This window comes from Polaromonas sp. OV174 (genome assembly GCF_900112285.1).
Lineage (GTDB): Bacteria > Pseudomonadota > Gammaproteobacteria > Burkholderiales > Burkholderiaceae_C > Polaromonas.
On record NZ_FOKZ01000010.1, the window covers coordinates 138,636 to 161,734 of the forward strand.

At 56.6% G+C, this 23,099-nt stretch carries 24 protein-coding genes and 1 tRNA gene; 22 read left to right on the plus strand and 3 right to left on the minus strand.

The annotated features are described in order from the left end of the window. Nucleotides 1-259: 259 nt before the first annotated feature. The 11 genes from BM160_RS11130 (at nt 260) to BM160_RS11180 (ending at nt 13,941) form a co-directional block, all read left to right on the plus strand. Nucleotides 260-1,471 (plus strand): AAA family ATPase, encoded by a 1,212-nt coding sequence (locus BM160_RS11130; RefSeq protein ID WP_143093228.1) that lies wholly within the window; start codon nt 260-262, stop codon nt 1,469-1,471. Between the two features lie 395 nt (nt 1,472-1,866). Then, nucleotides 1,867-2,229, plus strand: coding sequence for a hypothetical protein (locus tag BM160_RS11135; protein ID WP_092004957.1), 363 nt, complete (start codon nt 1,867-1,869; stop codon nt 2,227-2,229). Between the two features lie 115 nt (nt 2,230-2,344). Further along, entirely contained in the window at nt 2,345-2,728 is a 384-nt protein-coding gene (locus tag BM160_RS11140) for a hypothetical protein (RefSeq protein WP_143093229.1), read from the plus strand. A 578-nt stretch (nt 2,729-3,306) separates the two neighbouring features. Continuing rightward, complete coding sequence (locus BM160_RS11145) at nt 3,307-4,518, plus strand: site-specific integrase (RefSeq protein ID WP_092004963.1); 1,212 nt, start codon at nt 3,307-3,309, stop codon at nt 4,516-4,518. A 235-nt stretch (nt 4,519-4,753) separates the two neighbouring features. Next, nucleotides 4,754-6,808 (plus strand): beta strand repeat-containing protein, encoded by a 2,055-nt coding sequence (locus BM160_RS11150; RefSeq protein ID WP_092004966.1) that lies wholly within the window; start codon nt 4,754-4,756, stop codon nt 6,806-6,808. A 229-nt stretch (nt 6,809-7,037) separates the two neighbouring features. Next, complete coding sequence (locus tag BM160_RS11155) at nt 7,038-10,040, plus strand: tetratricopeptide repeat protein (protein ID WP_177218988.1); 3,003 nt, start codon at nt 7,038-7,040, stop codon at nt 10,038-10,040. Next, nucleotides 10,037-10,912: a TylF/MycF/NovP-related O-methyltransferase gene (locus BM160_RS11160; protein ID WP_092004972.1), complete on the plus strand. Its 876-nt coding sequence runs from the start codon at nt 10,037-10,039 to the stop codon at nt 10,910-10,912. Before BM160_RS11155 ends, BM160_RS11160 begins: the two co-directional genes overlap by 4 nt. A 13-nt stretch (nt 10,913-10,925) precedes the next feature. Further along, a complete protein-coding gene (locus tag BM160_RS11165; RefSeq protein ID WP_092004975.1) occupies nt 10,926-11,579 on the plus strand; it encodes a CmcI family methyltransferase in 654 nt (217 codons plus the stop codon). Beyond that, nucleotides 11,543-12,751, plus strand: a complete 1,209-nt coding sequence (locus BM160_RS22930) for a DUF6447 family protein (RefSeq protein ID WP_255368830.1) — start codon at nt 11,543-11,545, stop codon at nt 12,749-12,751. Before BM160_RS11165 ends, BM160_RS22930 begins: the two co-directional genes overlap by 37 nt. A 187-nt stretch (nt 12,752-12,938) precedes the next feature. Next, nucleotides 12,939-13,328, plus strand: a complete 390-nt coding sequence (locus tag BM160_RS11175) for a hypothetical protein (RefSeq protein WP_092004981.1) — start codon at nt 12,939-12,941, stop codon at nt 13,326-13,328. Between the two features lie 349 nt (nt 13,329-13,677). After that, nucleotides 13,678-13,941, plus strand: a complete 264-nt coding sequence (locus BM160_RS11180) for a hypothetical protein (protein WP_143093231.1) — start codon at nt 13,678-13,680, stop codon at nt 13,939-13,941. Between the two features lie 45 nt (nt 13,942-13,986). On the opposite strand, the gene BM160_RS11185 is transcribed toward BM160_RS11180, so the two are convergent. Both BM160_RS11185 and BM160_RS11190 read right to left on the minus strand, forming a co-directional pair. Further along, nucleotides 13,987-14,313, minus strand: coding sequence for a hypothetical protein (locus BM160_RS11185; RefSeq protein ID WP_092004987.1), 327 nt, complete (start codon nt 14,311-14,313; stop codon nt 13,987-13,989). Then, the gene (locus BM160_RS11190) at nt 14,303-14,584 is read right to left on the minus strand and encodes a hypothetical protein (protein WP_092004989.1); all 282 of its coding nucleotides are present in this window, start codon (nt 14,582-14,584) and stop codon (nt 14,303-14,305) included. Before BM160_RS11190 ends, BM160_RS11185 begins: the two co-directional genes overlap by 11 nt. Before the next feature lie 366 nt (nt 14,585-14,950). On the opposite strand from BM160_RS11190, the gene BM160_RS11195 reads away from it, so the two are divergent. The 11 genes from BM160_RS11195 (at nt 14,951) to BM160_RS11245 (ending at nt 22,777) form a co-directional block, all read left to right on the plus strand. Further along, on the plus strand, nt 14,951-15,208 hold the full coding sequence (locus BM160_RS11195) for a type II toxin-antitoxin system RelB/DinJ family antitoxin (protein WP_092004992.1): 258 nt from the start codon (nt 14,951-14,953) through the stop codon (nt 15,206-15,208). Beyond that, nucleotides 15,195-15,476, plus strand: a complete 282-nt coding sequence (locus tag BM160_RS11200) for a type II toxin-antitoxin system YafQ family toxin (RefSeq protein ID WP_092004995.1) — start codon at nt 15,195-15,197, stop codon at nt 15,474-15,476. The genes BM160_RS11195 and BM160_RS11200 overlap by 14 nt, the downstream gene beginning before the upstream one ends. Before the next feature lie 257 nt (nt 15,477-15,733). Beyond that, nucleotides 15,734-16,819 carry an alpha/beta fold hydrolase gene (locus tag BM160_RS11205; protein ID WP_177218989.1) on the plus strand — a complete coding sequence of 362 codons (1,086 nt, stop codon included), beginning with the start codon at nt 15,734-15,736 and terminating at the stop codon, nt 16,817-16,819. A gap of 48 nt (nt 16,820-16,867) precedes the next feature. Beyond that, a complete protein-coding gene (locus tag BM160_RS11210) occupies nt 16,868-17,941 on the plus strand; it encodes a tetratricopeptide repeat protein (RefSeq protein WP_092005002.1) in 1,074 nt (357 codons plus the stop codon). Between the two features lie 32 nt (nt 17,942-17,973). Continuing rightward, on the plus strand, nt 17,974-18,588 hold the full coding sequence (locus BM160_RS11215) for an IspD/TarI family cytidylyltransferase (RefSeq protein WP_092005007.1): 615 nt from the start codon (nt 17,974-17,976) through the stop codon (nt 18,586-18,588). Nucleotides 18,589-18,918: 330 nt separating this feature from the next. Then, nucleotides 18,919-18,993: transfer RNA gene (locus BM160_RS11220), tRNA-Thr, on the plus strand. Nucleotides 18,994-19,089: 96 nt separating this feature from the next. Next, a complete protein-coding gene (locus BM160_RS11225; protein WP_092005010.1) occupies nt 19,090-19,302 on the plus strand; it encodes a hypothetical protein in 213 nt (70 codons plus the stop codon). Nucleotides 19,303-19,719: 417 nt separating this feature from the next. Continuing rightward, a complete protein-coding gene (locus BM160_RS11230; protein WP_218156607.1) occupies nt 19,720-19,998 on the plus strand; it encodes a DUF6447 family protein in 279 nt (92 codons plus the stop codon). Between the two features lie 105 nt (nt 19,999-20,103). Continuing rightward, complete coding sequence (locus BM160_RS11235) at nt 20,104-20,892, plus strand: SapC family protein (RefSeq protein ID WP_092005014.1); 789 nt, start codon at nt 20,104-20,106, stop codon at nt 20,890-20,892. Nucleotides 20,893-20,912: 20 nt separating this feature from the next. Next, entirely contained in the window at nt 20,913-21,116 is a 204-nt protein-coding gene (locus BM160_RS11240; RefSeq protein ID WP_092005017.1) for a hypothetical protein, read from the plus strand. Continuing rightward, entirely contained in the window at nt 21,113-22,777 is a 1,665-nt protein-coding gene (locus BM160_RS11245) for a M10 family metallopeptidase C-terminal domain-containing protein (RefSeq protein WP_092005020.1), read from the plus strand. The genes BM160_RS11240 and BM160_RS11245 overlap by 4 nt, the downstream gene beginning before the upstream one ends. Nucleotides 22,778-22,922: 145 nt before the next feature. Here BM160_RS11245 and BM160_RS11250 read toward each other — a convergent pair. After that, on the minus strand, nt 22,923-23,099 hold a 177-nt coding region (locus BM160_RS11250; RefSeq protein WP_143093233.1), incomplete at its 5' end, for a transposase.

The following is a 23,099-nucleotide window of genomic DNA, read 5'->3' on the forward strand; positions in this document are numbered from 1 at the left end:
TGCTTTGGTTATTTTTAGATTCAGTATTTGAGAATACAAGGTCATTTTCATTTGATTGAAACTCCTGTCCCTTGAGTATTAACTTTGCAACGCCTAGACTTCATTTCTGTGAGGTTTGAAGCAGCTCGATAAAGTGAGTAATGTGTCGAATACCACCTAATGAAATAGGTGGGTTTATGACTCTGATGCTTATATTAAGCGGGTTGCGAGAAGCTCACAAAAGAGGTTGATTGTTAACTTGTAAATAGGGCGAAGTGGTATGCAAAAAACTATAAATTTGGATGCAATTCATGTTGCATCTTTGAGTATTGATCTGGGGCGTGATGGGGGGGGTGATGCGCAGGCCATCATGTTCAACGGTGATGAAGAATTTGAGCCATGCGATACCGAGGTGATTTACCCGAGGTTCAATGTGCCCGATAAGGTGCCGCTTGGCCATCAGCCGCTGGCCAGATATTCCTTGAAAGGCCATTTACAACACCTCGAAAAACAGATGGTCGAGCAAATCTTGATTTTGGGCTCTCTCGTACTGTTGGGGCAGGCTACCGTGATTTATGCACTGGCCAACACGGGCAAGACCTTGATCGCCCTCTTCTTGATTATTGAGGCTATTAAGACTAAGCGGATTGACCCGTCCAAGCTGTACTACATCAACATGGATGACAACAGCAGTGGGCTGGTGGAAAAGGTGAGGCTGGCAGAGGAATACGGGTTTCACATGGTTGCAGACGGCCATCAGGGTTTTGAAGCCAAGGAATTCAGGTTGGCCATGGAGAAGATGATCGCAACGGACACCGCCCGAGGGGTGATCGTGGTGCTAGATACCCTCAAGAAGTTTGTGGATACGATGCACAAGGGCAAGAGTTCGCATTTTGCTAAGGACATCCGGCAGTTTGTGTTCAAGGGCGGCACGGTCATTGCGCTGTCCCACGCCAACAAGCATCCTGGCTCAGACGGCAGGACGGTGTATTCCGGAACGACAGATATTGTGGATGATTTTGACTCTGCGTTTACCTTGGCCACGGTCTCCAAGCAACTCGACACCCACCAAAAGGTTGTCGAGTTCACCAATATCAAACGCCGTGGCAATGTGGCTTTGAATGCGGCTTACAGCTATGCGTTGGAGCATGACGTGTCATACAACGAGTTGCTGCTATCGGTCCGCGAGGTGGATCCAGAGCAATTGGTGCCCATCAAGCATGCCGCTGAAGTGCAATCCGATGCTACGGTTATTGCCGCCGTTGAAGCCTGCATTTCAGACGGTATCAACTCCAAGATGAAATTGGTTGATGCTGCGGCCAAGAAGGTCTCGGTCAGCCAGCGCATTGTTCTCAAGGTTATCGAAAGGTACACCGGAGAAGACATCTGCTTCCACCGTTGGAAGTTTGCAGTGCATGACCGTGGGGCCAAGGTGTTTCGACTCCTTAATCAAGCGCCTCAATCTCCCGATCTGGTGCCGCCCAAGAACTAATGCTCGTCGGCCCTCTGCGGGGCAGCGTTTCAGGATTTCAGAAATTTCAGAATTTCACTCTTTGCAGGGTTTGTCCAAACGGTTGCCGCGCCTAACGCCGACGAATATTGATTGGCAGCACATGCAGCGACAGCAGGTTTCACGGGGTGGCCCAACCTGCAACCCTTTCCTCTGATTTCGCCAAAAACCATGTCTTCTATGGATTTTGGCAAAAGGGGGGTGGATGGGGCGGCAGAAATTTGAAATTGCGTTTGATGCGATACGGACCTTTGGCTGTTTGCCATCCGATTGAAACGACGAAGTTCGAATACTGCAGCCCCTGCTCACCCCAAATCCAAGCGGCATACGCACCGGTGGTGCACGGTTCGAAATCTTAAATAATTGAAAGCAAAAACATGACAACTATTACTAATCTCTTCCCCTCGACAAAGTGTAACGCTGGCTACATCGAAATGATGGCTGAAACAGCTGCTGCTGACGGATACAAGAAAATTGTGCCTGAAAAATTCGGCTATGTGCTTGTGAATAAACGCTTGGTTCCCTACACCTTTCTGGAGCGCATGAAAAACGACATAGACGGGATTGGCTTCGAATATGGCTCGGTGCTCAGTGAGGCCGTGATCTTTAGTGATCAGTTTTTGTGTTCACTTTGTCCAGATGAGCGCGAGGTACTGATGCCTTGCCTATTGATTCTGATTGAGCGTGGGGATATTGATTTAAATGTTCTTGAATTAACTGATGAAGAAAAGGCGGCATAAAACAGATGCATGACTGACACCCAGGGACCCCGGTGCGACTCCGCTTGACTTCAGCAGGGTTGAACTATGGACATGGGTGTCGCAATCAGATCAATATCAAATTAAAGGAATTCTTATGCCAACCTCAACTATGAAATCTGAAATCGACATTACTGCTCGCATTCGAGTTGACAGCTTCGAGGCCATCAAATATGAGAAACGCCCAGGCAAAAAAGGTGCTGTGATTGGCATGCAGCTTGGAGCTCACTTTGTTTTTAGGTGGATATTCGAGGATGCCTGGAAACACATCAGCGCCGGCATTGCCACAGCCGATAGGTGCAAGTTCCACGCGGCGGAATCACTTTTCAATAATCCTGAAGTCTGGGACGGATATGAGGCGAAGGGCATTCACATCGCCATCGGCCGCTGTTTGGCCTACTTCGTTCGCAAAGAGATGCTGCCCCTTTTTTGTGTCAATCCTTATGCAAGCAACAAGCTTTACATGGTCCACAGGAATTGACTTGAAACCATGAACCGGTGGTGGGGTAGTTGGCTGGTGTGGCGCTTGGGGGAGGGTGCCGACCGGCCCTCCTTGGGCCATAGCGGTCGCCTATCGGGTCGCTGGTGCGTGGGCATGGCCACACACCCATCCGGTTCCCTGGTGCGCTGCCTGGGGCGCTTTTGTGGGCCTCCCGTCACCCACTCCAAGGGGGACTCTCTGCTGCCTCCAAATCCCCAGCGTGGCCCCATGGGGGACGCCCAAATGCGAATGTTTTAAATGCTTAGACAAGGGGGGGAGCGGGTGGCAAAAAAATGGAGATTGTGATGATGGATTTTCAAAATTGAACCTTGTCGATTTTGAAGAGACTTCATTGGGCACGATCTAAAAACTGCTACCCCTGCCACCCTTGGATCAGCCCGTGGGGCGGCTACTGCCACAACACCAAGTTGCTTTGATTCCTACGGTCATTTCCCGCGCTATGCCCATCTGCCGTTGGGCTTGTCGATGGTTCATTTCCTTCTATTCAACCCGTCGCTGCCGTCCTAAAAGGCTGCGGCATCCCTAAACCTGTCTGTTTTTTTCAAAGGAGTATTTCTATGCCTAATGTGAACCTGAGTGCTCATTTCTGCAGCACCGCTGTCTGCCCCGAGGGCAAGAGCAAAATCGACTATTACGACAATGCCATCACCGGCTTCATTTTGGAATGCCGTGCTTCTGGCGGACGAACATTTCACCTGCGCTACCGTGATCCCCATGGCAAACAACGGCAACACAAAATTGGTGATGCTCAGTCCATCAGCTACGACAAGGCTCGCCAAGCTGCTCAAACGCTACGCTCCCGTGTGGTGCTGGGTGAAAGCCCTGCCGAGGAACGCAAGACCAAACGCAGCATTCCGACGCTGGCTGAATTCAGTGCCGCCAGGTACATGCCGTTTGTAAAGGGCTACAAGAAGAGCTGGGACTCGGACGATTCGTACCTGCGCAATCATGTGTTGCCCAAGTTCGGGTCTCTGCATCTGGACCAGGTGAGCCAAGAAGCTGTCATCGAATTCCATCATGAAATGCGTGCTGCTGGTTATGCTTTTGCAACGTGCAACCGGATGGTGATCTTGATGCGCTACATGTTCAACCTGGCCAAGAAGTGGAAGATTGCTGGTGCCGAATCCAATCCAACGGCCGCTGTGCCGCTGTACGAGGCCAACAATGCACGGGAGCGATTCTTGACTGCCGACGAAACCCAGCGCCTTCGGGATGCACTGGAGCATAGCGAAAACACCCAGTTGCGCTACATCGTGCCTTTGCTGTTGCTAACGGGCGCACGCAAGCGGGAATTGCTGGAAGCCAAATGGGAACACTTCGATCTGGAGCGGCGTACCTGGAGAATTCCGACGACCAAAACAGGTAAGGCCCGCCATGTGCCTTTATCTGCTGCGGTCCTGTCGGTGTTGGCCCAGCTGCCTCGCTGGGAGGGCTGTGCGTACGTGGTGCCCAATCCGAAGACGAAGCAGCCCTATGTGTCGGTGTTCTACAGCTGGAATACAGCACGCAAGCAAGCAGGGTTGCCAGAGGTCAGGATGCACGATCTGCGGCACAGCATGGCCTCCAACATGGTGAACTCCGGCAGGTCGATCTACGAGGTCGCCAAGGTGCTTGGACATACCCAGCTCAAGACCAGCCAGCGCTACAGCCATCTGTCACAGGAGACCTTGCTGGCAGCAGTCGATGCCTCGGCCAATGCAGCAGGCACCAACTGGGGTGCAGCGCAAACGGTCAAAGCTGGTGAAAATCTGGTTTCGGCAACCGCGTAAAAAGCCACCTGTACCACCCGATCCAATGGAATCCATCGTTGGGTTGGGTGGTCGGTGGGGCATCCCATTGCCATTGTCTTCGGCAAAGGCACTTCCTATTGGCATTTGGGTCAATGCATACTTTTTGCAGTTGGGTAGGCTGTGGGTGCGGGGAAAGAGGTGGTCCAAAAATCCCTGCAACTTGTTGAAAACAATCGACTTTTTACTTTGTTAGGCAGGTTCGCTCACTAAAGATGTGGTCACGACCACCGGTACCTCCGGCAACGACACCTTCTCCGGCATCCTCGACACCGCTGCTGCTCCGAATGACGGCACATACCAGATTGGTGACGTGATCGATGGTGGTGCAGGTACCGACACGCTGAATCTGACCCTGATCACTGGCAACCCCGCTGGCGCTGCTCGCGCAGACGTCAAGAACGTTGAAGTGATCAACATTCGTAACATCAGCGGTGGCGCTGCCGAGTTCGGCGCCGCCCAGATTTCTGGCGCTACCCAGATTTGGTCCAGCGAATCCAATCAAGATCTGACGGTCTCCAGCGTCGCTAACCTGGTTGCTGTTGGCCTGAACAAGACGGCAAAGAACATCACCGTCAAGTTTGCTGACACGGTCGTCGCTGGCGCTGCTGACGCCTTGACCGTTGCTCTGAACGAAGCTGGTACGAAGGCTGCTGCATCGACCGTCACCGTTACTAACCAGACCGGCGCTGCTAACGTAATCGAAGCGCTGACCGTCTCTACCACCGGTTCCAAGACCAACTACGTGGACGTGAATGGTGTTGGCAATGCAGTGAAGACCCTCACCGCCACCGGTGCAGCCGCTCTCGAAGTGACCGTCAATCCGACCGCTCTTGTCACGGTTGATGCTTCTGCCGCTACTGGCGGTGTCAAGGTGACCGGCACGCTAATTGGTACCGCGGCCGCTGGTCTGACAGTGACCGGTAGCGCTGCTGCTGACCAGTTCACCATTGACCTGACCAACAAGGCTGTTGTGAACGCCGGCGCTGGCAATGACGTCGTCACTCTGACTGCTGTTGCCTCGCTGACCTCCACCGACAGCATCAACGGCGGTGACGGTACCGACGTGCTGGCTCTGGCTGTTGCCGATGCCAAGACCGTTGCTGCCAACACAGCTCGTACCGTTATCACCGGTTTCGAGACCCTGCGCGTCACTGGTGACTTCGCTGACGTCGCCGCTGACAACTTCGACATCTCCAAGTTCGGCATCAACTCGCTGCAAGTCGACGGCAACTCCGGCAACGCGGCCAACACGGTTTCCAACTTCACCTCGGGTGCAACGGTTGAATTCCGCTTGGCTGCTGACCAGGTCAATGCCCTGAACATCGGCATGAAGAACGCAACCGATGCAGGCACCGACAGCGATACGCTGAACATCAAGCTGAATGCTGACTTGGTGACCCAGGCCAACGCTAATGCTGCTGTTGAAGCATCCAATGCGTTCGAAGTCAAGGTTGGCGTGGACGGCATCAACATCCTGAACGTCACCACCGCTGACCGCGACAACACCGACGGCGCAACCAAGGCAACCGACGGCTACATCCTGACGCTGTCCTCGGCTGCCAACGTGACCGCGATCAACGTTTCCGGCGACAAGGAACTGTCCTTTACTTCGGCTGCAACCACTAACGCACTGAAGACTCTGGATGCTACGACTCTGACGGGTAACCTGAATGTCGATCTGAGCGGCTTCGGCGGCACGCAAGGTGTTGAAGTCAAGGGTGGCGCTGGTGTGAACACCATCACCGGTACTAGCTTGGCCGACATCATCACTGGCGGCGCCAAGGACGACGTCCTGGTCGGCGGCGCGGGTAACGACAAGATCAGCGGCGGCGACGGCAAGGACACCATCACCGGCGGTACGGGTGCTGACGTTCTGACCGGCGGTGCTGGTGTGGACACCTTCGTGATCGCGGCTGGTGATTCGCTGGTTGCAACCGCAGACAGCATTACTGACTTGGCCTTTGGCGTTGGCGGCGACGTGATTAAGTTCAACGGTGGCGCAACCCCAGCAGTCGCAGGCAACATCGTGGCGCTGTCTGCTGCTGGACAGGCTAATGTGACTGCAGCGGCAACGTTGGCTCTCGCAGCGACCCAGGTGGCAATTGAAACCTCCGGCGTGAAGATCGTTACCGTGTTCACCTACGGCACCGATTCCTACCTGATGTACAACAACGCAGACGACAACACGTTTGACAACGCTACTGATGCTCTGGTGAAAATCACTGGTGTTACTGGCACGATTGACGCGTCGAATATCTTCGTTGCCTAATCTCCGCACGGAGACAAGTCTCTGCCATTAGGCAGGGGCTTGCAGTGAAGGTCAGATAACCCTCGGCGCTTCGGTGTCGAGGGTTTTTTATTGGTTGGCCGCTATGAAAAATAATAAATCCAGAAGCTCGACACCCAGAAGCCCTCAGAGTAAATCAACTGTCCAGAAAATTTTTTTGGGCTATGGGGTACGAAACGAGCAACGGCCTACACGCAATGAAATCTCGGAATTGCTCAAGCTGTTTAATGAGGGTAATTATTCAGCTGCGGTGACTGCTGCGACGGCGATGGCGCTCCGTTACCCGTCAGATGGGTTTGCATTTAAAGTGCTCGGTCCATCGTTGCACTATCTGGGCAAATCTGAAGAAGCTGTAAAGTCAATGGAGGCAGCGCTCAAGCGCAGTCCCAATGACGTCGAAGCACACGCTAATCTGGGAGGATTGCTAAATGAGCTCGAACGATATGATGAAGCAGAGCCTGTGTTGCGTAACGCTCTTGAAATCAATCCCCAGTCCTCGCAAGTCTTGAATAATTTGAGTGTTACCCTGTTATCGCAGCGGCGACCAGAAGAAGCAGAAGTTGTTAGTCGAAAAGCCCTTGTTGCTCGCAATGATTATGCGGAAGGTTATAACAACCTAGGCAATGCGCTTTATGAGATAGGGAACTACAGCGAAGCAGCCGAATGCTACAAAAAAGCGCTTCAACTTAATCCTAAGCTGCCTGAATCCTATGCAAACCTTGGCAAAATAGCGAATAGCCTTGGCCAATATGCTGTCGCTGAAACCTACGTCCGCCAAGCCCTGGCGCTAAAACCAAGCTACCCCCAAGCGCTCAGCAATCTTGGCACTGTCCTCAAAGAGTCAGAACGATATCAAGAGGCCGAGGAGTGCTACAGAATGGCGCTTGAGCTAAACCCCAGGTTGGTGGATGCCTGGTCCAATCTATCGTTGCTGATGCGGGAGCTCGGCCGCGATGTAGAGGCGACCGAGGCTTTGAATCGTGCCCTAACGATGGACACGAAAAGGGTTGCCTCACGACTGCGCAAGGTAATGATGACCTTGCCGACGGTATGTCTATCTTCCGACCAAGCGATTGCGTCAGTCCTAGCCTTTGATGAAGAACTCGCAAAGTTTGAGTTATGGCTAGACGAGTCTCCTGCGCGTCTACTTGAGCTCAAGGAAGAGGTTGGAGTCTCTCAGCCTTTCTATGTGGCTTATCGTGCTGGCAATCATCGTGATCGACTAAAAAAATACGGATCAATATTAACGAAGTGCAATGAAACATCCCTTCCAGTTCAACCAAGGGCGTCTGAAAATTGCGGGAAGATTAAACTACTGATTGTTTCTGCTCATATCCGGAGACACTCGGTCTGGGATGTCGTGCTTAAAGGCTTGGTGAGGCATCTGGATAGAAATCGTTTTCAGGTCGATATTTTTCATGCCGGGAAGATTTCTGACGAAGAAACCGAGTGGTGCAGAAGTAATGTCGACCGCTGGTTGGATCTGAGCCAGGCAAATTCTCGAAGAGCTTGGGTTGAATCGATCAGCGAACTTGTGCCAGATGTTATTTTTTACCCCGAAATCGGAATGGACCGCGTTGTCACCTACTTGGCGGCACAGCGTTTGGCGCCACTGCAAATGGTCGGCTGGGGGCATCCTATAACGAGTGGCCTCCCGACTCAGGACTTGTTCTTGTCGGGTGATTTTCTGGAAAAAAATAGCGCTGAATCCCACTACTCAGAAAAGCTCGTTCGTTTACCAGGCGTAGGTTGTTGCACTGAGCCATTGGCAGTAGAAGGTGCTGATCAAGGTTGTCTTGATGAATATTTTGAATATTTGCCTCGACCAATATTTGTTATTGCTCAGCAACCATTCAAGCTCGACCCAGAAGATGATGTGCTTTATGTGGAAATAGCCAAGAAAGTCGGTCGATGCACCTTGCTGCTATTACAACCAAAAAAACAAGCAAACGCCTTTTCTATTTTAAAGGATCGCCTATTCGGTGCTTTCACACATCACGGGCTAGATCCTTCCGTGTATATCAAGGTTGTTCCATGGCTGGATAGGACGCAGTTCTATTCATTGCTGGAAAATGTGGATATTTACCTGGATTGTCCAAGCTTTTCCGGATACACCACTGCGTGGCAAGCGGCGCACCGGGGTTTGCCCATCGTGACGCTAGAAGGTGAGTTCATGCGCCAGCGACTGGCCGCTGGCTTGCTACGCCAGATCGGGCAGACCGACACCATTGCCCAAGATCGGCAGGCTTATGTGGAAATAGCAGCAAGTCTGGCTGAAGAAGCTCAGGATCGCGGGCGATACGTCGAGCGTCGGGCAGGCTTGAAGGCTGCCGCTGGCCTTGCTGACCATCGCGTCGAGGTGGTGCGCGCCTTCGAAGAAACCATCATCAATCAATTAGCGGCTCGCGACGCATTGCCAGAAGGCTTTGGCGGAACCGCATTACTCAATAAGGAGCTACGTGTGGCTGAACCCGCCTTTGACTACCCTTGGCAGCAGCTCGATGCAGATCTGCATTTCCATTCCCTAAAACACGACTACGCGCCAGTTGGACTATTGCAGATGGTGAGCACACCACCTCGCGAGGTGCTGGATGTGGGCTGCTTTTGTGGCGGAACTGGCCGCTGGCTAAAAAAGCAGTTCCCTACAGCGCGCGTCACAGGCATCGAGATGTTGGAGAAAGCTGCGGCGGTGGCCCGCGAGGTTTACGAGGAGGTTCATGTCGGCAAATTCGAAGACATCGATATCAGTGCCTGGCAGGGGAGGTTCGACACGATCATCGCTGCTGATGTGCTGGAGCACATGTACAACCCTTGGTCCGTGCTGCAAAAGCTTAGCGCGCTGCTGGCTCCGGGCGGTGCCATCTACATCAGCCTGCCCAACATCCGAAATCTGAGCATCTTGATGGGGCTGGCAGGCGGGGAGTGGCGCTATGCAGGCGCAGGTATTCTGGATATCACCCACATCCGTTTTTTCACCAAGGCCCAGATACTGGAAATGTTGGAACAAACCGGTTGGCAGGCGGGCGAGGTACGCATCAACGCTGATCCGCGTCTGATGCCGAGTTTTCAGGACAAGGATCTTAGTCAAATCAAGACCATCAATGCAGGCAAGCTCAAGCTTGAAGACCTAAACGAGCAAGATGTGCTCGAGCTATTGGCCTTGCAATTCTTTATCCGGGCTACGCCCGCCATCACCCCGGGAGCCCCCCAATGACACTACAAGTCCGCTATATCGAGCTACTGAAAAATAGCCTTCTTAATGAGCCGTATCTGGAAAACGAGGTTCGCCTGCTCTACATATTCACGATGCTGGCAACCCAGAAGAAGGTGGATGTGGACGTGGTACGGGAGATTGGGCGTCGCCTGCCGGATTGGGTGAAACAGGTCAGGCAAGCCCGGCAGGAGGGGCGTCCCTGGTGGACGGTTACCTTGACAGATGCGAGTGGCTCGGCCCAAAAAATCAATCTGCGCAACGTCTGCGAGTTCTCACACACTATGGTCGGCCGCAAGCGCCTGGACAATATCACCCATTGTTTGGATATCGTCCGTACCGAAAATGTACCGGGTGACCTGATCGAAACAGGGGTTTGGCGTGGCGGTGCATCCATTCTGATGCGTGGCTACCTGGCCGCCTGGGAAATGAACGACCGCAAGCTATGGGTGGCTGACTCGTTCGAGGGGCTTCCCGTTCCTTCACTGCCCCAGGATGAAGGATGGGATTTCAGCGCAAGCAAGGAGCCTATCCTCGCCATTCCCCTGGAAGAAGTGCAGGAGAACTTCCGTCTCTATAACCTGCTCGACGATCAGGTGCAGTTCCTCAAGGGTTGGTTTTGCGACACCCTGCCGACCGCGCCCATCGAGAAGCTGGCGGTGCTGCGGCTGGACGGCGATTTGTATGAATCAACCATGGATGGGCTCAACGCGCTTTACGACAAGGTGTCGCCGGGTGGATTCATCATTGTGGACGACTATGGTGACTTTGAACCTTGTCGCCGGGCGATTACTGAGTTTCGACAAGCACGTAATATCAATGATCCCATCGAAGTGATCGATTGGGCCGGCGCCTACTGGCGCAAATCGCGATAAAGGGCAGAAGAGAATGAGCAATCAGTTGGAGAGAAATTTCCGTAGTGCCTTGGCCCCGGATAATCTGAGAAGTATTCAACGCGGCACCCACAATTACATGTGGAAGGGCTGCACGATGTGGAAGAACCCGTTTGACTTTGCCATTTACTGGATGCTGGTTTGGCATGCAAAGCCAAGAACGATCATTGAGATTGGTTCAAAATTTGGCGGCAGTGCGCTGTGGTTTGCTGACATGCTCGAGATGTACGGCATCGAGGGCAAGATCGTTTCGATTGATATTAACCAGGTTACTTCGATTCAAGACCCGAGGATTGACTTTCTGTATGGGGATGCGAGTAATTTAGGTGCAACGCTGACGCCAGATTATCTGTCCAGCCTGCCGCGCCCTTGGTTGGTTATCGAAGACTCCAGTCACATCTACGAGCACTGCTTGGCAGCGATTGAGTTCTTCCATCCCTTGATCCAAAAGGGAGAGTTTCTCGTTATCGAAGATGGCATTGTCGATGATCTGGGAGCTTCCGCTGAATTCAACGGCGGACCGAACAGGGCTGTCAAGGAGTTCATGGATAAGTACGGTAAGGACTATGCACTAGTAGCCGATCTTTGTGATTTCTGGGGGCACAATATTACTTGGAACCCCAACGGCTATTGGAAGAAAATCGGCTGATTGATCTTTTAATGCGGCAGCGCCGACATATCTGGTTCCGTGGCTTGCTACCGAATGAGCCGCGAATTCTTTACCTCAGTGCTGAAGCGGAGCTGACGAGGAAGTATCTGCAACCAAGCTTGACACAGTTGGAGGCTTGCCTGCTGGCCGTCCGAGTCGGACTGGACCCTGAGTTAAGGCACCTACGACCCGTGAAGTTGGGCAAGCCCTATCCACTGGGCCAGTGTCTGGAAATCGCCCAAGCCGTTGAGCAGCGTCTACGGGTGGTCACTGAATCGAGCCTACCCGCAGATGCGGCTAACGGCCTGCGCGCTTTGCGCGCTTTTCAGCGTGCGGGCGGTACTTTTCGCCAGGTCTGGGGAGACCTGCGCGGGCAGTACTTCCAGAACGCCTTCCAGGTGGGTACGCTGTACGTCGACGTGGCTAACGACACGGTGACACCGACCAAGCCCAAGGTGGAAATCCTGCCATTTGACGAGGCGCAGTTTTTCCCCATCCGGGACTTCGGACACTTTCGCCAGATTGCCCGCAGGTACTGGGGCGATGAGGTGTATCCCAACCATGTATTACCCAAACTGGCTCCACATTGTCCGCTGATAAACGTCAGCAAGCCTGGGCGCATCAAGCTGCATGACGCTACGCAGTACATGCTGTCCATGACGCGAACACAAGCCTTTGTGCCGAGCGAAGAGGTGCTGCGCGATGCGCCGATGCCTGAAGCGCTGTTCGAGCAGATCTGCCGGACCCTGAAAGGTGCCGGCCACGCGCTACCCCGCAGCCCCGATCACGGCCGAACACTCGCCCTGCAGCAATGTCGTCTGCAGCGCTCCAAACGCTGGTACCAGGAGCCCGCGCGTGTGGAAGAGGTTATCGAGGACGCACAGCAGGTCAACCTGCGCCTTGCTCGCTGGCACCACGCCACACAGATTCGAAATCCACCCTTACAGGACAAACCGATGCCCTCCATCAAAATTGACAACATCGACTACGACCTCGACAGCCTATCGATTGAAGCCAGGGCACAACTGCAGAGCATCCAGTTCGTGGACCAGGAGCTCGCCCGACTGCAGGCGCAGGTGGCGGCGATGCAGACGGCGAGGAATGCGTATGTAAATGCGCTGAAGGCGGCGCTACCGGTGGTGGCAGGTGGCGACACCATCAAGCTCTCGTAATGGCCGGGCGCGATCTACTTACTCGTCGACCTTGCTGCCGAATCCATAGGCTGGCTGCCGCTGGGGGAAGGTGCTTATTTGCATCTCGGCAACCCGGACGAAGAAAATGTGGTGATCACCGTGGTGGGCGTGCCGGATGCCAGCATGGTGGGGATGAATGTGTTGCTGGTGGGGTGAGGGCCTCGCAATGATTCAGACGGTGGAAGACTTTGACGAGGCCACGCTATTTGAGCGCCTGACGCTTGATCGCGTGTGCCCTGTTGTGGGCGATGAGTCGACAGATGAAATTGATCTGCGCTCGCCAGATCAGCAAGGCGGTGTCATCGTTCATATGCGACTGCATTGCTCGATCAGTGCTGATGCGGTCAACTCCCTCGCCCTCGCGCTTACCCCACTGCTGTTCGGGGCAGCTTGGAAGATTCTGGACTTGTTCGTCGAGCTTGCATTGAATCTGTCTGGTGCCAAACCAAAGCGCAGAAACTGGACCATCGATGAAAAGGTGATAGCCGCCCAAAGTGGGCTGGGATTGAGCTCCTTGCTGACTGATGATGTTGCCCTTTGGAGGGCAGTCTGTTAGTGCCGACGCAAAATTGACCACCTGGGGGTCAAGATTGGATCGGCCCTAACAAGCAAGCGGGACAAAGCGAATGCGGCAGAACAGGCATCTGGCATTTTTATGTGAAAAACCTCGACGCACTTCAATGCGTACCCCAACCCCGCTTCGGCGGGGTTTTTTACTGATTCCCCGCATTGCGCTGGTTTGCCGTGGCTGGGGCCGCGCCCGCAGTGGGCTACGGGCTGGATGCCCTGGCCCCGCAGGACCCACCTGGCGGTGAGTCTGCGGCCCCTTTTGAAAAAAGGCTAAACCAGGGTGCTTGACTTGAATGCCGGCATCTTTCAGCCGGCGTTCATTCAGGAGCATCCAATTGACATTCGAGACCCTCAGCCTCAGCGCGCCCCTTTACCCCGCCAACACGACCGTCTGGGCGCGCGGCGACTACGTGATTCATGAGTACGACAGCAAATTCGCCGACATGCTCATGCGTGTGGTTTCCGTGGCCAGGAACGGCACGTTTAAAACGCGCTATGTGGACGAAACAATGCACCGCTTTTATGGCGGTAAAACCTGGACAAACAAGCTCGACGCTTTGCATGACCCCGCACGGTTCGGTATTGCGCTGCCCGCGTAACAGTCTCGGTCCAGCACTTGAGTCCAGAGGGACCCTTTTTTAAAGCTACTTGCGCCCGTAAGTGCTGTCGTGGTCAGCGGCGATGGTCAAAAAGCGAATGAAGTCACCCTCCCGGTAGGCCGTGCAGCGCCTGGCCTGGGTAATGCGCAGGGAGTAGATGGCGTCAATCCCAGAAGGCGGTTTGACGCTGCTGATTTTTTCCCACTTCATCCCGCTGTCGCGGTACAGCTGGCCCCAGGTCAGTTGTCGGATTTTTTTCAGCGTATCAAGCGCCGCATGCCGCTCAGCTTTTTGCAGTCCAAGCAGATTGTCCTGAAACACCGGGTTGTTCAAATCAAGCCGAACCAATGCATCCGGCAGGCTACTGGCCATGAGACAAACGACTCAGGGTGTTATCGAGTTGTGCATCAGTCGGTGGATTTTGGGCTGCCCACGCCAGTGCATTGCCCAAATCGGACGCAGCAGCAGGGGCGTGTAGCCAGCGCTCATTGTCTGGGATTACCGTTGCGGTGCGTACCAGCCAGACCCCGGCCTCTTGCTCTTCCACGAGAACTTGTCGTCCGGCAAACTGTTTGCCCAGCGAAATTTGGCCATTCGCGCCAACGACCTTGACGCTGTTTGTATGCGACGCTAATGCCGTCATAGTGTTTTCCTAAAATGTTATTGCACGAAATTACGTTCGCACCAAAATATTATCATCAGTTTTAGGTGAAAAGTCAATGCGTCAGGCCAGCATCCGCAACGTCAAGGGCCTGCAAAACACCTAGGCGTCATCGCCAAAGCTCCCCGCACCACTGTCCCAGTGGCCGCTGCCCATGTCTGCCCCAGCGTTCCAGTCGTGCGTGCTTGAGTCCGTGACCCAGTCCGGCATGGGCGTGCCTAGGTTGACCTCTGCCTGCCCCGAAGGAGAGCAACGCTCCTTCGGGGCATTCTGGGCAATCCAAGTGTTTGGCAGAAAACGATGGTTGGGCTACAATGTAGCTCAATTGAGTTTGGATAGGAGTCCACTATGAATGCCGTTGTTCGTGCCCGGATTGACGAGCACATTAAAGATGAAGCTGCCATCGTGCTGGCCGCCATGGGGCTGACCGTATCAGATGCTTTTCGCATCATGCTCACCCGCATTGCTCGGGAAAAGCAACTCCCCTTTGAGCCCCTGGTGCCTAACGCTGAGACCATCGCTGCGATGAAAGAGGCACGCAGCGGCAAGCTCAAGTCGTTCAACTCAGTCAATGATTTGATGGCGGACTTGAATGCGGACGATTGACTACACCAGTCAATTCAAGAGGGATTTCAAGAGGGAAACAAAAGGGCGTTATCGGCAGTCGTTTGCAGAGATGCTGCAAGAGACGGTGGATTTCCTTGTCAAGGATGTTGCATTGCCTGCGCGTTATCACGACCATGCACTGACCGGAGAATGGGCGGACCATCGGGACTGTCATATCAAGCCCGACATGGTGCTGATATATAGAAAGCCTGATGCCGACACGCTTCAACTTGTACGCGTTGGCTCACACAGTGAGCTTGGTCTTTAGGCCCCTGTTTTTACCAGCAGCAACCCCGCATTGGCGGGGTTTTTCATGGGTGCTGGATTCATCGCAAAGCTTATTCGTGGGGGCTCACTGATATGCTGAGATGCCTGAGATTCACATGGCCTTCCAGTGTGCAGCCGGTTTTCTGAAGAGTGGGGGCTCTTCATCTCATGAATTTTGCTGAGATATAAAAGCCATACCGTGCGAAGCCAGTATTAGCGCGGGTTTCAAGGGGGCGACCTCCCATGCTCACTACGGGTGTGGACAACCTGACCGGCACCGCCGGCAACGACACGTTCAATGGCTACATTTTGGACGCTGGTGCCACGGGAACGACTTTGACGGGCGCTGATGTTATCAATGGCGGTGCTGGTGGGGTGTGCAACATCAAGAATTTTGGCTTTGAATCGGGCGAAAGTATTTCTGACTTGCGGCTGCACTATTCGACCCTGGGCACCCCACAGTACGATGCAGCCGGACAAATCTGCAATGCCGTACTTCTGCTGCATTCGTCGACGGGCAATCGCCTGCATTGGTTGTCTGAACCGTTGGGCAGTGAACTGTTCGGGCCTGGGCAACCGCTGGATGCATCGCGGTATTTCATCATCCTGCCCGACTTGATCGGTCATGGGCAATCGAGCAAGCCCAGCGACGGTTTGCGCACGCGATTCCCCCGCTACCGCTGCCGGGATATGGTCAATGTCCTGCATCTGCTGGTCTCGCAAGGGCTGGGCATACGCCAGCTGCAACTGGTGATGGGCACTTCGTTGGGGGCCATGCTGGCCTGGCTGTGGGGGCAGATGTACCCTGAATCGAGCGCACGCCTGGTACCGATGGGTGCCTATCCGCTGGCCTTGGGCGGGAGAAACTGGATCATCCGCCGCATGATCATCGAAGCGATTCGCCATGATCCAAGCTGGGAAGACGGAAATTACACCAAGCCACCCACCAGTTATCTTTACACGGCCCCCTTGCTCATATTGCTGGCCCACGGTGTGCAGCAACTCCAGGATCTGGCGCCCAACCGCCACGCGGCAGACCAGTACTACGAACAACTCATCAAGACAGTGGCCCAGCATGATGCCAACGATTTACTCTATATCCTGGAGGCGACGCATGATTTCGATCCGTCACCGGATTTGGAGAAGATCACGACCAGGGTGTTGGCCATCAATTTCACGGGTGACGAGATTTGCCGTCCGGAAATCAGCGAGCTGGATACCGCGCTCAAGCGCTTGCCCGATGCGCGCTTCGTTCTGGTCCCGGCGACAAGGCAGTCTTGTGGCCATTTGACCTATTACCAGCCGGACACGTGGAAAGCGCATCTGGCTGAATTTCTCAACTAATCTGATGGTGTCAAAAATATCGAAATTTAGAATGGCAGGTCGCAGGCGGTGACGCTGGATGTCGGTTGCGCCCAGGTGCGAAAATGGCTGCAAGCGGGCCAGGCAGCGCAGGCCTGGGCCGCGCTGCAGCAGCTGGCCCAAGCCTACCCGCAGCAAGCCGTGGTGCCACGCCTGCAAGGCGCCGTGCTTAGTGCCACCGGCCAGCACGCGCAGGCTCTGGCACACTACCGCGCTGCGCTGGCTTTGGCTCCGCACGACGGTCTGGCCCTGGCGGCGGCTGGCGGCAGCCTGCACCTGCTGGGCGATTTGCCGGTGGCCATGCAGCACTACCGCGGCGCACTGCAGTCGCAATGCCGTGCGCCGCTGCGTATGGCGGCATCACCACCGCCTCCAAGCTTTGACAGCGCCGCCGCCGAGCAGCGCTTGTGGCAGGTGCTGGCGCAGTTGGCGGGCGCCGGAATCCATGCCTTTGCCACCGCGGGCACCTTGCTTGGCCTGGTGCGCGAGGGCCGCTTGCTGCCCTTTGACAAGGACCTGGACATTGGCCTGCCTTTTGCCCAGATGCAGACGGCCACCTCCTTGCTGCTGAACAGCGGCTGGCAGCGTGCCGCCGCGCCTCAGGGCATGGTCAATCCCGTGATGCTGTGCGACGGGCAGGGCCTGTCGCTGGACCTGTGCGGCTTAGTGGCCGAAACGGGCAGCGGCGCGGCGCTGGGCGGCTTCTGGTTGCAGGGCGTACCGGCCGACTGGCAGCGTGTGACGCAATTCCCTGTGTTGCACTTGCACCAGCAGCCGCAACCCCAGGGCACCGTCTGGACCGTGACCGATCCCGAGGCCTGGCTGGCGGCCCTATATGGCCCCGACTGGCGCACACCCGACCCCGACTTCGATACCGTGATTGCCGCGCACAACCTGCGCGGCTTTGCCGTGCTGACACAGTGCTATGCGTTCTCGCGCATTTATGAAGCCTGGCTCCAAGGGCGGCTGCAAAAGGCTGCCGCCCTGACCTCCCAGAGCCTGCGCCACCTGCCCGATGATGCCTTGCTGTTGCAGGTGCAGCAGCAGCTGGCAAACGAGGCACCCCCCGCGGGGGAGCACGCATTAGTCGCTTGTCGGCTTTGATCCCGGCCGCAGGCCAGGGGGTTCGGCTGGGAATGGGGCCAAAGGCCTGGCTGGAATTGGAGGGCCGCCCGGCGCTGGTCTGGCTGGCGCAGAAACTCGAACGCATCGCCGATGAGGTGGTGGTTGCCGTGGCAGCGGCGGACATGGCGCACGCTCAGGCCATGCGCCAGCGTTACGGCCTGTCCATCCGTCTGATTGAAGGCGGGGCGACGCGCCAAGCCTCGATCACCCTGCTGGTCGAGGCCAGTGGCGGTCAATATGTGCTGATCCAAGACGCCGCACGTCCATTTGTCAGCCTGAAACTTGCACAGGCCGTGACCCATGCGGCCATGCTGCATGGCGCGGCAGCGGCCTTCTTGCCAATGGAGGTGCCGGTGGCGCGCTTGAGCGATGGCTGGGTGGTCGAACATGCTCCAGCGAAGAACATGGCGTTGTTTCATGGGCCGCAGGTTTTTCTGCGTGAGCCGTTGCTGGAGGTCGTCCAGGACGCGCGCAGCAGCGGCCACCAGCAACAGTCCATTGGCCAATTGTGGCTGGATGCAGGGCGCCGCCTTCATGCAGTCGTCGGCGAAAAAACGGATATCAAACTCACCACGCCCGAGGATTGGCTCTTGGCGCAAGCCTACAAGGTGTTTTTGTACCCATGAGCAGCGGTAAGCTGGTGCAGCCCACCGACACTCCCTGCAAAAGCCGCACGTCTGCTGCGCAGCGGCAAGGTGCAAATACCACCTCTTGACCCCGCTGCAACCATCCATGCCACCAAGATCGCCATGAACCTGTTCTGAGCGGTCGCCATGGCCGAACTGCAACGCATCACCACCGAAGACCGCTTCCGTCTGTCGGGCGAGGTTGGCGCGCAATCCACGGTGGTGCTGTGGCTGACGCAGCGGCTGAACATATTCGGTTGATAATCGGAACCCCCGACGCTTTGACGTCGGGGGCTGGGGCATTCAGTGCCTTCAGAGAAAGCAAAAATCGCCCATGTGGCTCAGTGGCAGAGCACTCCCTTGGTAAGGGAGAGGTCGCGGGTCCGATTCCCGCCATGGGCACCACCTTCCATTCCAGAACCGGAATTTTGCTGTGCATTGTCAATGTGAATTGATCACGTCATGACCCCATCGCATGTCCTCCATGCCACAAAGATAGCCATGAACCTGCCAGAAACCATCACGTTCCACGGCGGCTCAGCCACGCTTGCTGACGTCCGAGACCTTGACCCGTTTGGATTCACGCTGAATGGCGCGCGCCATGTTGACCAGAACGTGCCTGTCCAGGCGCAAGCGTATGACGTGGTGGTGACTGTGGTGGGCCTGTCGGATGTTGGGAGCGGGTCTGGCTGGGTGCTGCTGCTGGGCTCATGACTTGCCGTGAAGGTGCTGGCGCTGCTTCCCGTTTGATCGGCTGAGCCGCAGGACCTGGGCCGACAGAGGCTGCCGTCAGCGAAGCGGCCGGCTGGCGCCGCACCAAGTCGGTCAGCCTGGGCGCTGAAGTGTTGAGGTTTTGAGTCAATATGGTCCTAAGCCAAGTGGCTACGGGCGTAAGATGCTACTCTATTAATAGCAAGCAGGTATCTAGCCTCGGAGGTCGCCATCGCTGTTTTTGGCGTGTGGGCCAAGGCTTGGCATGAACGACGGGCCTTGAGTGCAAACACGGCAGCCAGGGGCTCGGGGCGGGCGTGGTTTGCTGAGAAAATAGGCCCAGCGGGCTGCCCGACTTGAAAACCTTCATTCATATCTGCATGCCTGCATACCTGTATACCTACTTACGACGGAGAAAAAATGTCTTTACCGGAATATGTCACCCTCAATGGCACTAATTACGCCTCGGCCAAGCTTTCTGAGGCGGCGCGTGCCCAAGTGGTGAATGTCCAGGTGGTCGATGCCGAACTGGCCCGCCTGCAGCAGCAGCAAGCCATTGCCCAGACCGCCCGCAACGCCTACGTCAATGCGCTGATGGCCGAGATCAAGGCGCCAGCCGCCCCCGCAGAAACTGCAGGTGCCGTAGCCGCCCAGCCTAAAAAGCCCCGCGCCCCGCGTAAGACGGCCAGCAAGGTCTGAGTGCCTGACCTCCCCGCGTCCTCCTCCAAGAGGGCGCGGGGATTTTTCTTGAGCGCATGCACTGGCTGGCGTGCGTTCAGGAAACCCCCAAACCCAAGGAGCGGTATGCCCAACTTCCAAGTGATTTCCCGTGAACGCCATGCCAACCAGCGCTGGCAGCGCTACACCAGCTACGCCTTTGCCGCCCATGAGGCGGTGATACCGTTGGCGGCCGCCGAGCTGCCCAAGGCGACGATGAGCCTGCCGCTGGCCTTCACCGAGCAGGACGGCGCTTTTATTCCGGTGGCCGTGCTCGGTCTGCAAGCCGGCAGCAATCTGTGGGTCGGTGCCGATGGCCGCTGGGCGGGCTCCTACATTCCGGCGGCGTTTCGCAGCCTGCCCTTTCGCCTTGCGCAAACCGAAGAGGGGCAGCAAGTACTTTGCGTTGACGAGGAAAGCGGTTTGGTCACCGGCGGCCCGGCGGGCGAGCGCTTCTTCAACGATGACGGCCAGCCCGCCCAGGCGACGCTGGACGTCCTGAACTTCCTGACCCAGACCGGGCAGGGCCGTGCCGCTGCGGCGCTGGCCTGTGCGGCCCTGGCCCAGCACAAGCTGATTCGTCCCTGGCCGATTACCGTCAAGACCGACGCTGGCGAGCAGCGCATCGAGGGCCTGTTCCAGATCGATGAAGCGGCCTTGAACCAGCTGACCGGCGAGGCCTTGCAGGCGCTGGCCCGGGCCGGGGCACTGGCCGTGGCTTATTGCCAGCTGCTGGCTATGCAGCATTTGCCGCTGCTGGGCCAGCTGGCGCAGGCCCGTGCCAAGGCGGTCGCCCCGGCACCGCTGCCGGCGGGCGATCTGGATCTGGAGTTTTTGAACCGCAGCGGCACCATCAGCTTCGGCAATTTGTTCTGAGCTGGCTCGACCTTTCAAGCATGGCCGGGCTTCAGCGCATCACCACCGAATACCTAGATGTGGAAAACCGCATCCGGCTGGCGGGCGAACTCAGCAGCGGCCTGACCTGCTTCGACAATGCCAGCCCCAGGTTCGCCAGCGGCTGGTCGGTGGCCTGCGTGACGGCGAGGTCGTGGCGGGCTCTTGCCTGGGCCGCGCCCGTCGTTTATCGTGACGGACTATGAGCGCTCCCAACTCCACCACCAGCCACGCGGTTGAAGTTTTTCCGGCCACCCACAATCTGCTGGTCGATGCCCTGCTGGGCGGCACGCGCTGGGCTGGCAGCGTGCCGGGCGGTGGCAACTTCCTGTATTACAGCTTTCCCTGGACCAGCGCCGCATCGGCCAGCTGGTCGGGTTTCAATGGTGGCGTTTACAGCGCGCTGAACGAGCCCTCGGCGGCCCAGCGCTTTGGCCTGAATGGTGTGCAGATGCAGGCGGCGCGAGACGCGCTGCAGGCCTGGGCCCATGTGTCGGGCTTGTCTTTCCAGGAGGTGGCGGAAACCAGCAGCGGCAGCACGGTGGGCGATATCCGCATTGCCTTCAGCTCGGCCGGCGGCGCCGGCGTTTGGGGTCATGCTTACGAGCCGACCGCAGGGTTTGCCAGTAGCGGCGATGTCTGGCTCAACACGGGGGCGTCGGCTGCGACGCAAGGCGACTGGTCGCCGGGCCGCTATAACTTCATGGCGATGATGCATGAGCTGGGGCATGCGCTGGGCCTCAAGCACCCGGGCAACTACAACGTCGGCGGTGGCGGCGAAAGTTCGCCTTTTCTGCCCGCTTCGCTGGACAACAACCGCGAAACGGTCATGTCGTATACCTCGATCACCGACAACCTGTTTCGCCAGGTGACGTACGGGGCCGGCCTGCCCAAGTTCAACTACCTTGAGGTTCAACCCGACACGCCGATGATTCTGGACATTGCCGCCATTCAGGCGCTTTACGGCGCCAACATGACCTGGCACGCGGGCAACGACACTTACGGCTTCGACCCGTCCACGCCGTTTTTCAGGACGATCTGGGACGCCGGCGGCAACGACACAATTTCGATCGCCAACTTCTCGCTCGGCAGCGTCATCAACCTGAATCCCGGCACGTACAGCAGCATCAGCATGGTGTCGGATCCGCTGCCGCCCGGCTACACCGGTGGCACGACGCCGACCTACACCGGCGTCAACAACCTGGGTATTGCCTTTGGCGTGACGATTGAGAACGCTGTCGGCGGCAATGGCGCGGACACGCTGTATGGCAACAGCGCCAACAACAGCCTGATGGGCGGCGGCGGCAACGATGTCATCGACGGCGGCGGCGGCATCGACACCGCTTTTTACAGCGGAGCGCGCAGCGGCTACGCGCTGGCGCTCACCCCGGGGGTGAGCACGGTGACGGACCGCAGCGCCGGGCGCGACGGCACTGATTCGCTGACTTCGGTCGAGCGGTTGCGGTTTTCGGACACCTTGGTGGCCATCGATATCGGCGGCAGCGCCGGCGTCACGGCGAAGGTCCTAGGCGCTGTGTTCGGCAAGGCGGAGGTGGTTAACCAGGCCTACGCGGGCATCGGCCTGCAACTGCTCGATGGCGGCATGAGCTACCAGGATCTGATGGCGCTGGCCCTTAACGCCCGGCTAGGCGCGGGCTATTCCAATGCGGCCGAAGTGACCCTGTTGTACCAGAACCTGACCGGTGTCGCCCCCGGCGCCGCAGATCTCGCCTATTGGATCGGCACTATCCAGTCTGGGCAGTTTACCCAGGCGTCATTGGGTGTGATGGCCGCCGACAACAACTCCAACATCGCCAACATCAACCTCGTGGGCCTGGTCGCCAGTGGGTTGCAATATCTGCTCTAGCAGGCTGCTGAAATACTCACTGCGCCAGCGCAGCAGCTGACTCGAAGCGGTTTATTTTTGCGGTTCTGTTTCATATTTTGAGATTCCAGTGCTTTTTTGAGCTTTTGTTATTGGTTTGAAGCTCTGCTGCCGTTTTTTTCACCCCTCACTGCGCCTGCAGACGGATTTGTCCCAAGGTGCGCATACGCGTCAAGTTGTACGCGGCCATCGTCAGCACAAACATCTGATCGACCCGCTCAAGCCCGCGCACCATGACCTGCCGCATCCGTCCCACCGTTTTGGCCCAGCCAAAGCCCTGCTCAATCAGTTTTCTCTTTTGCTG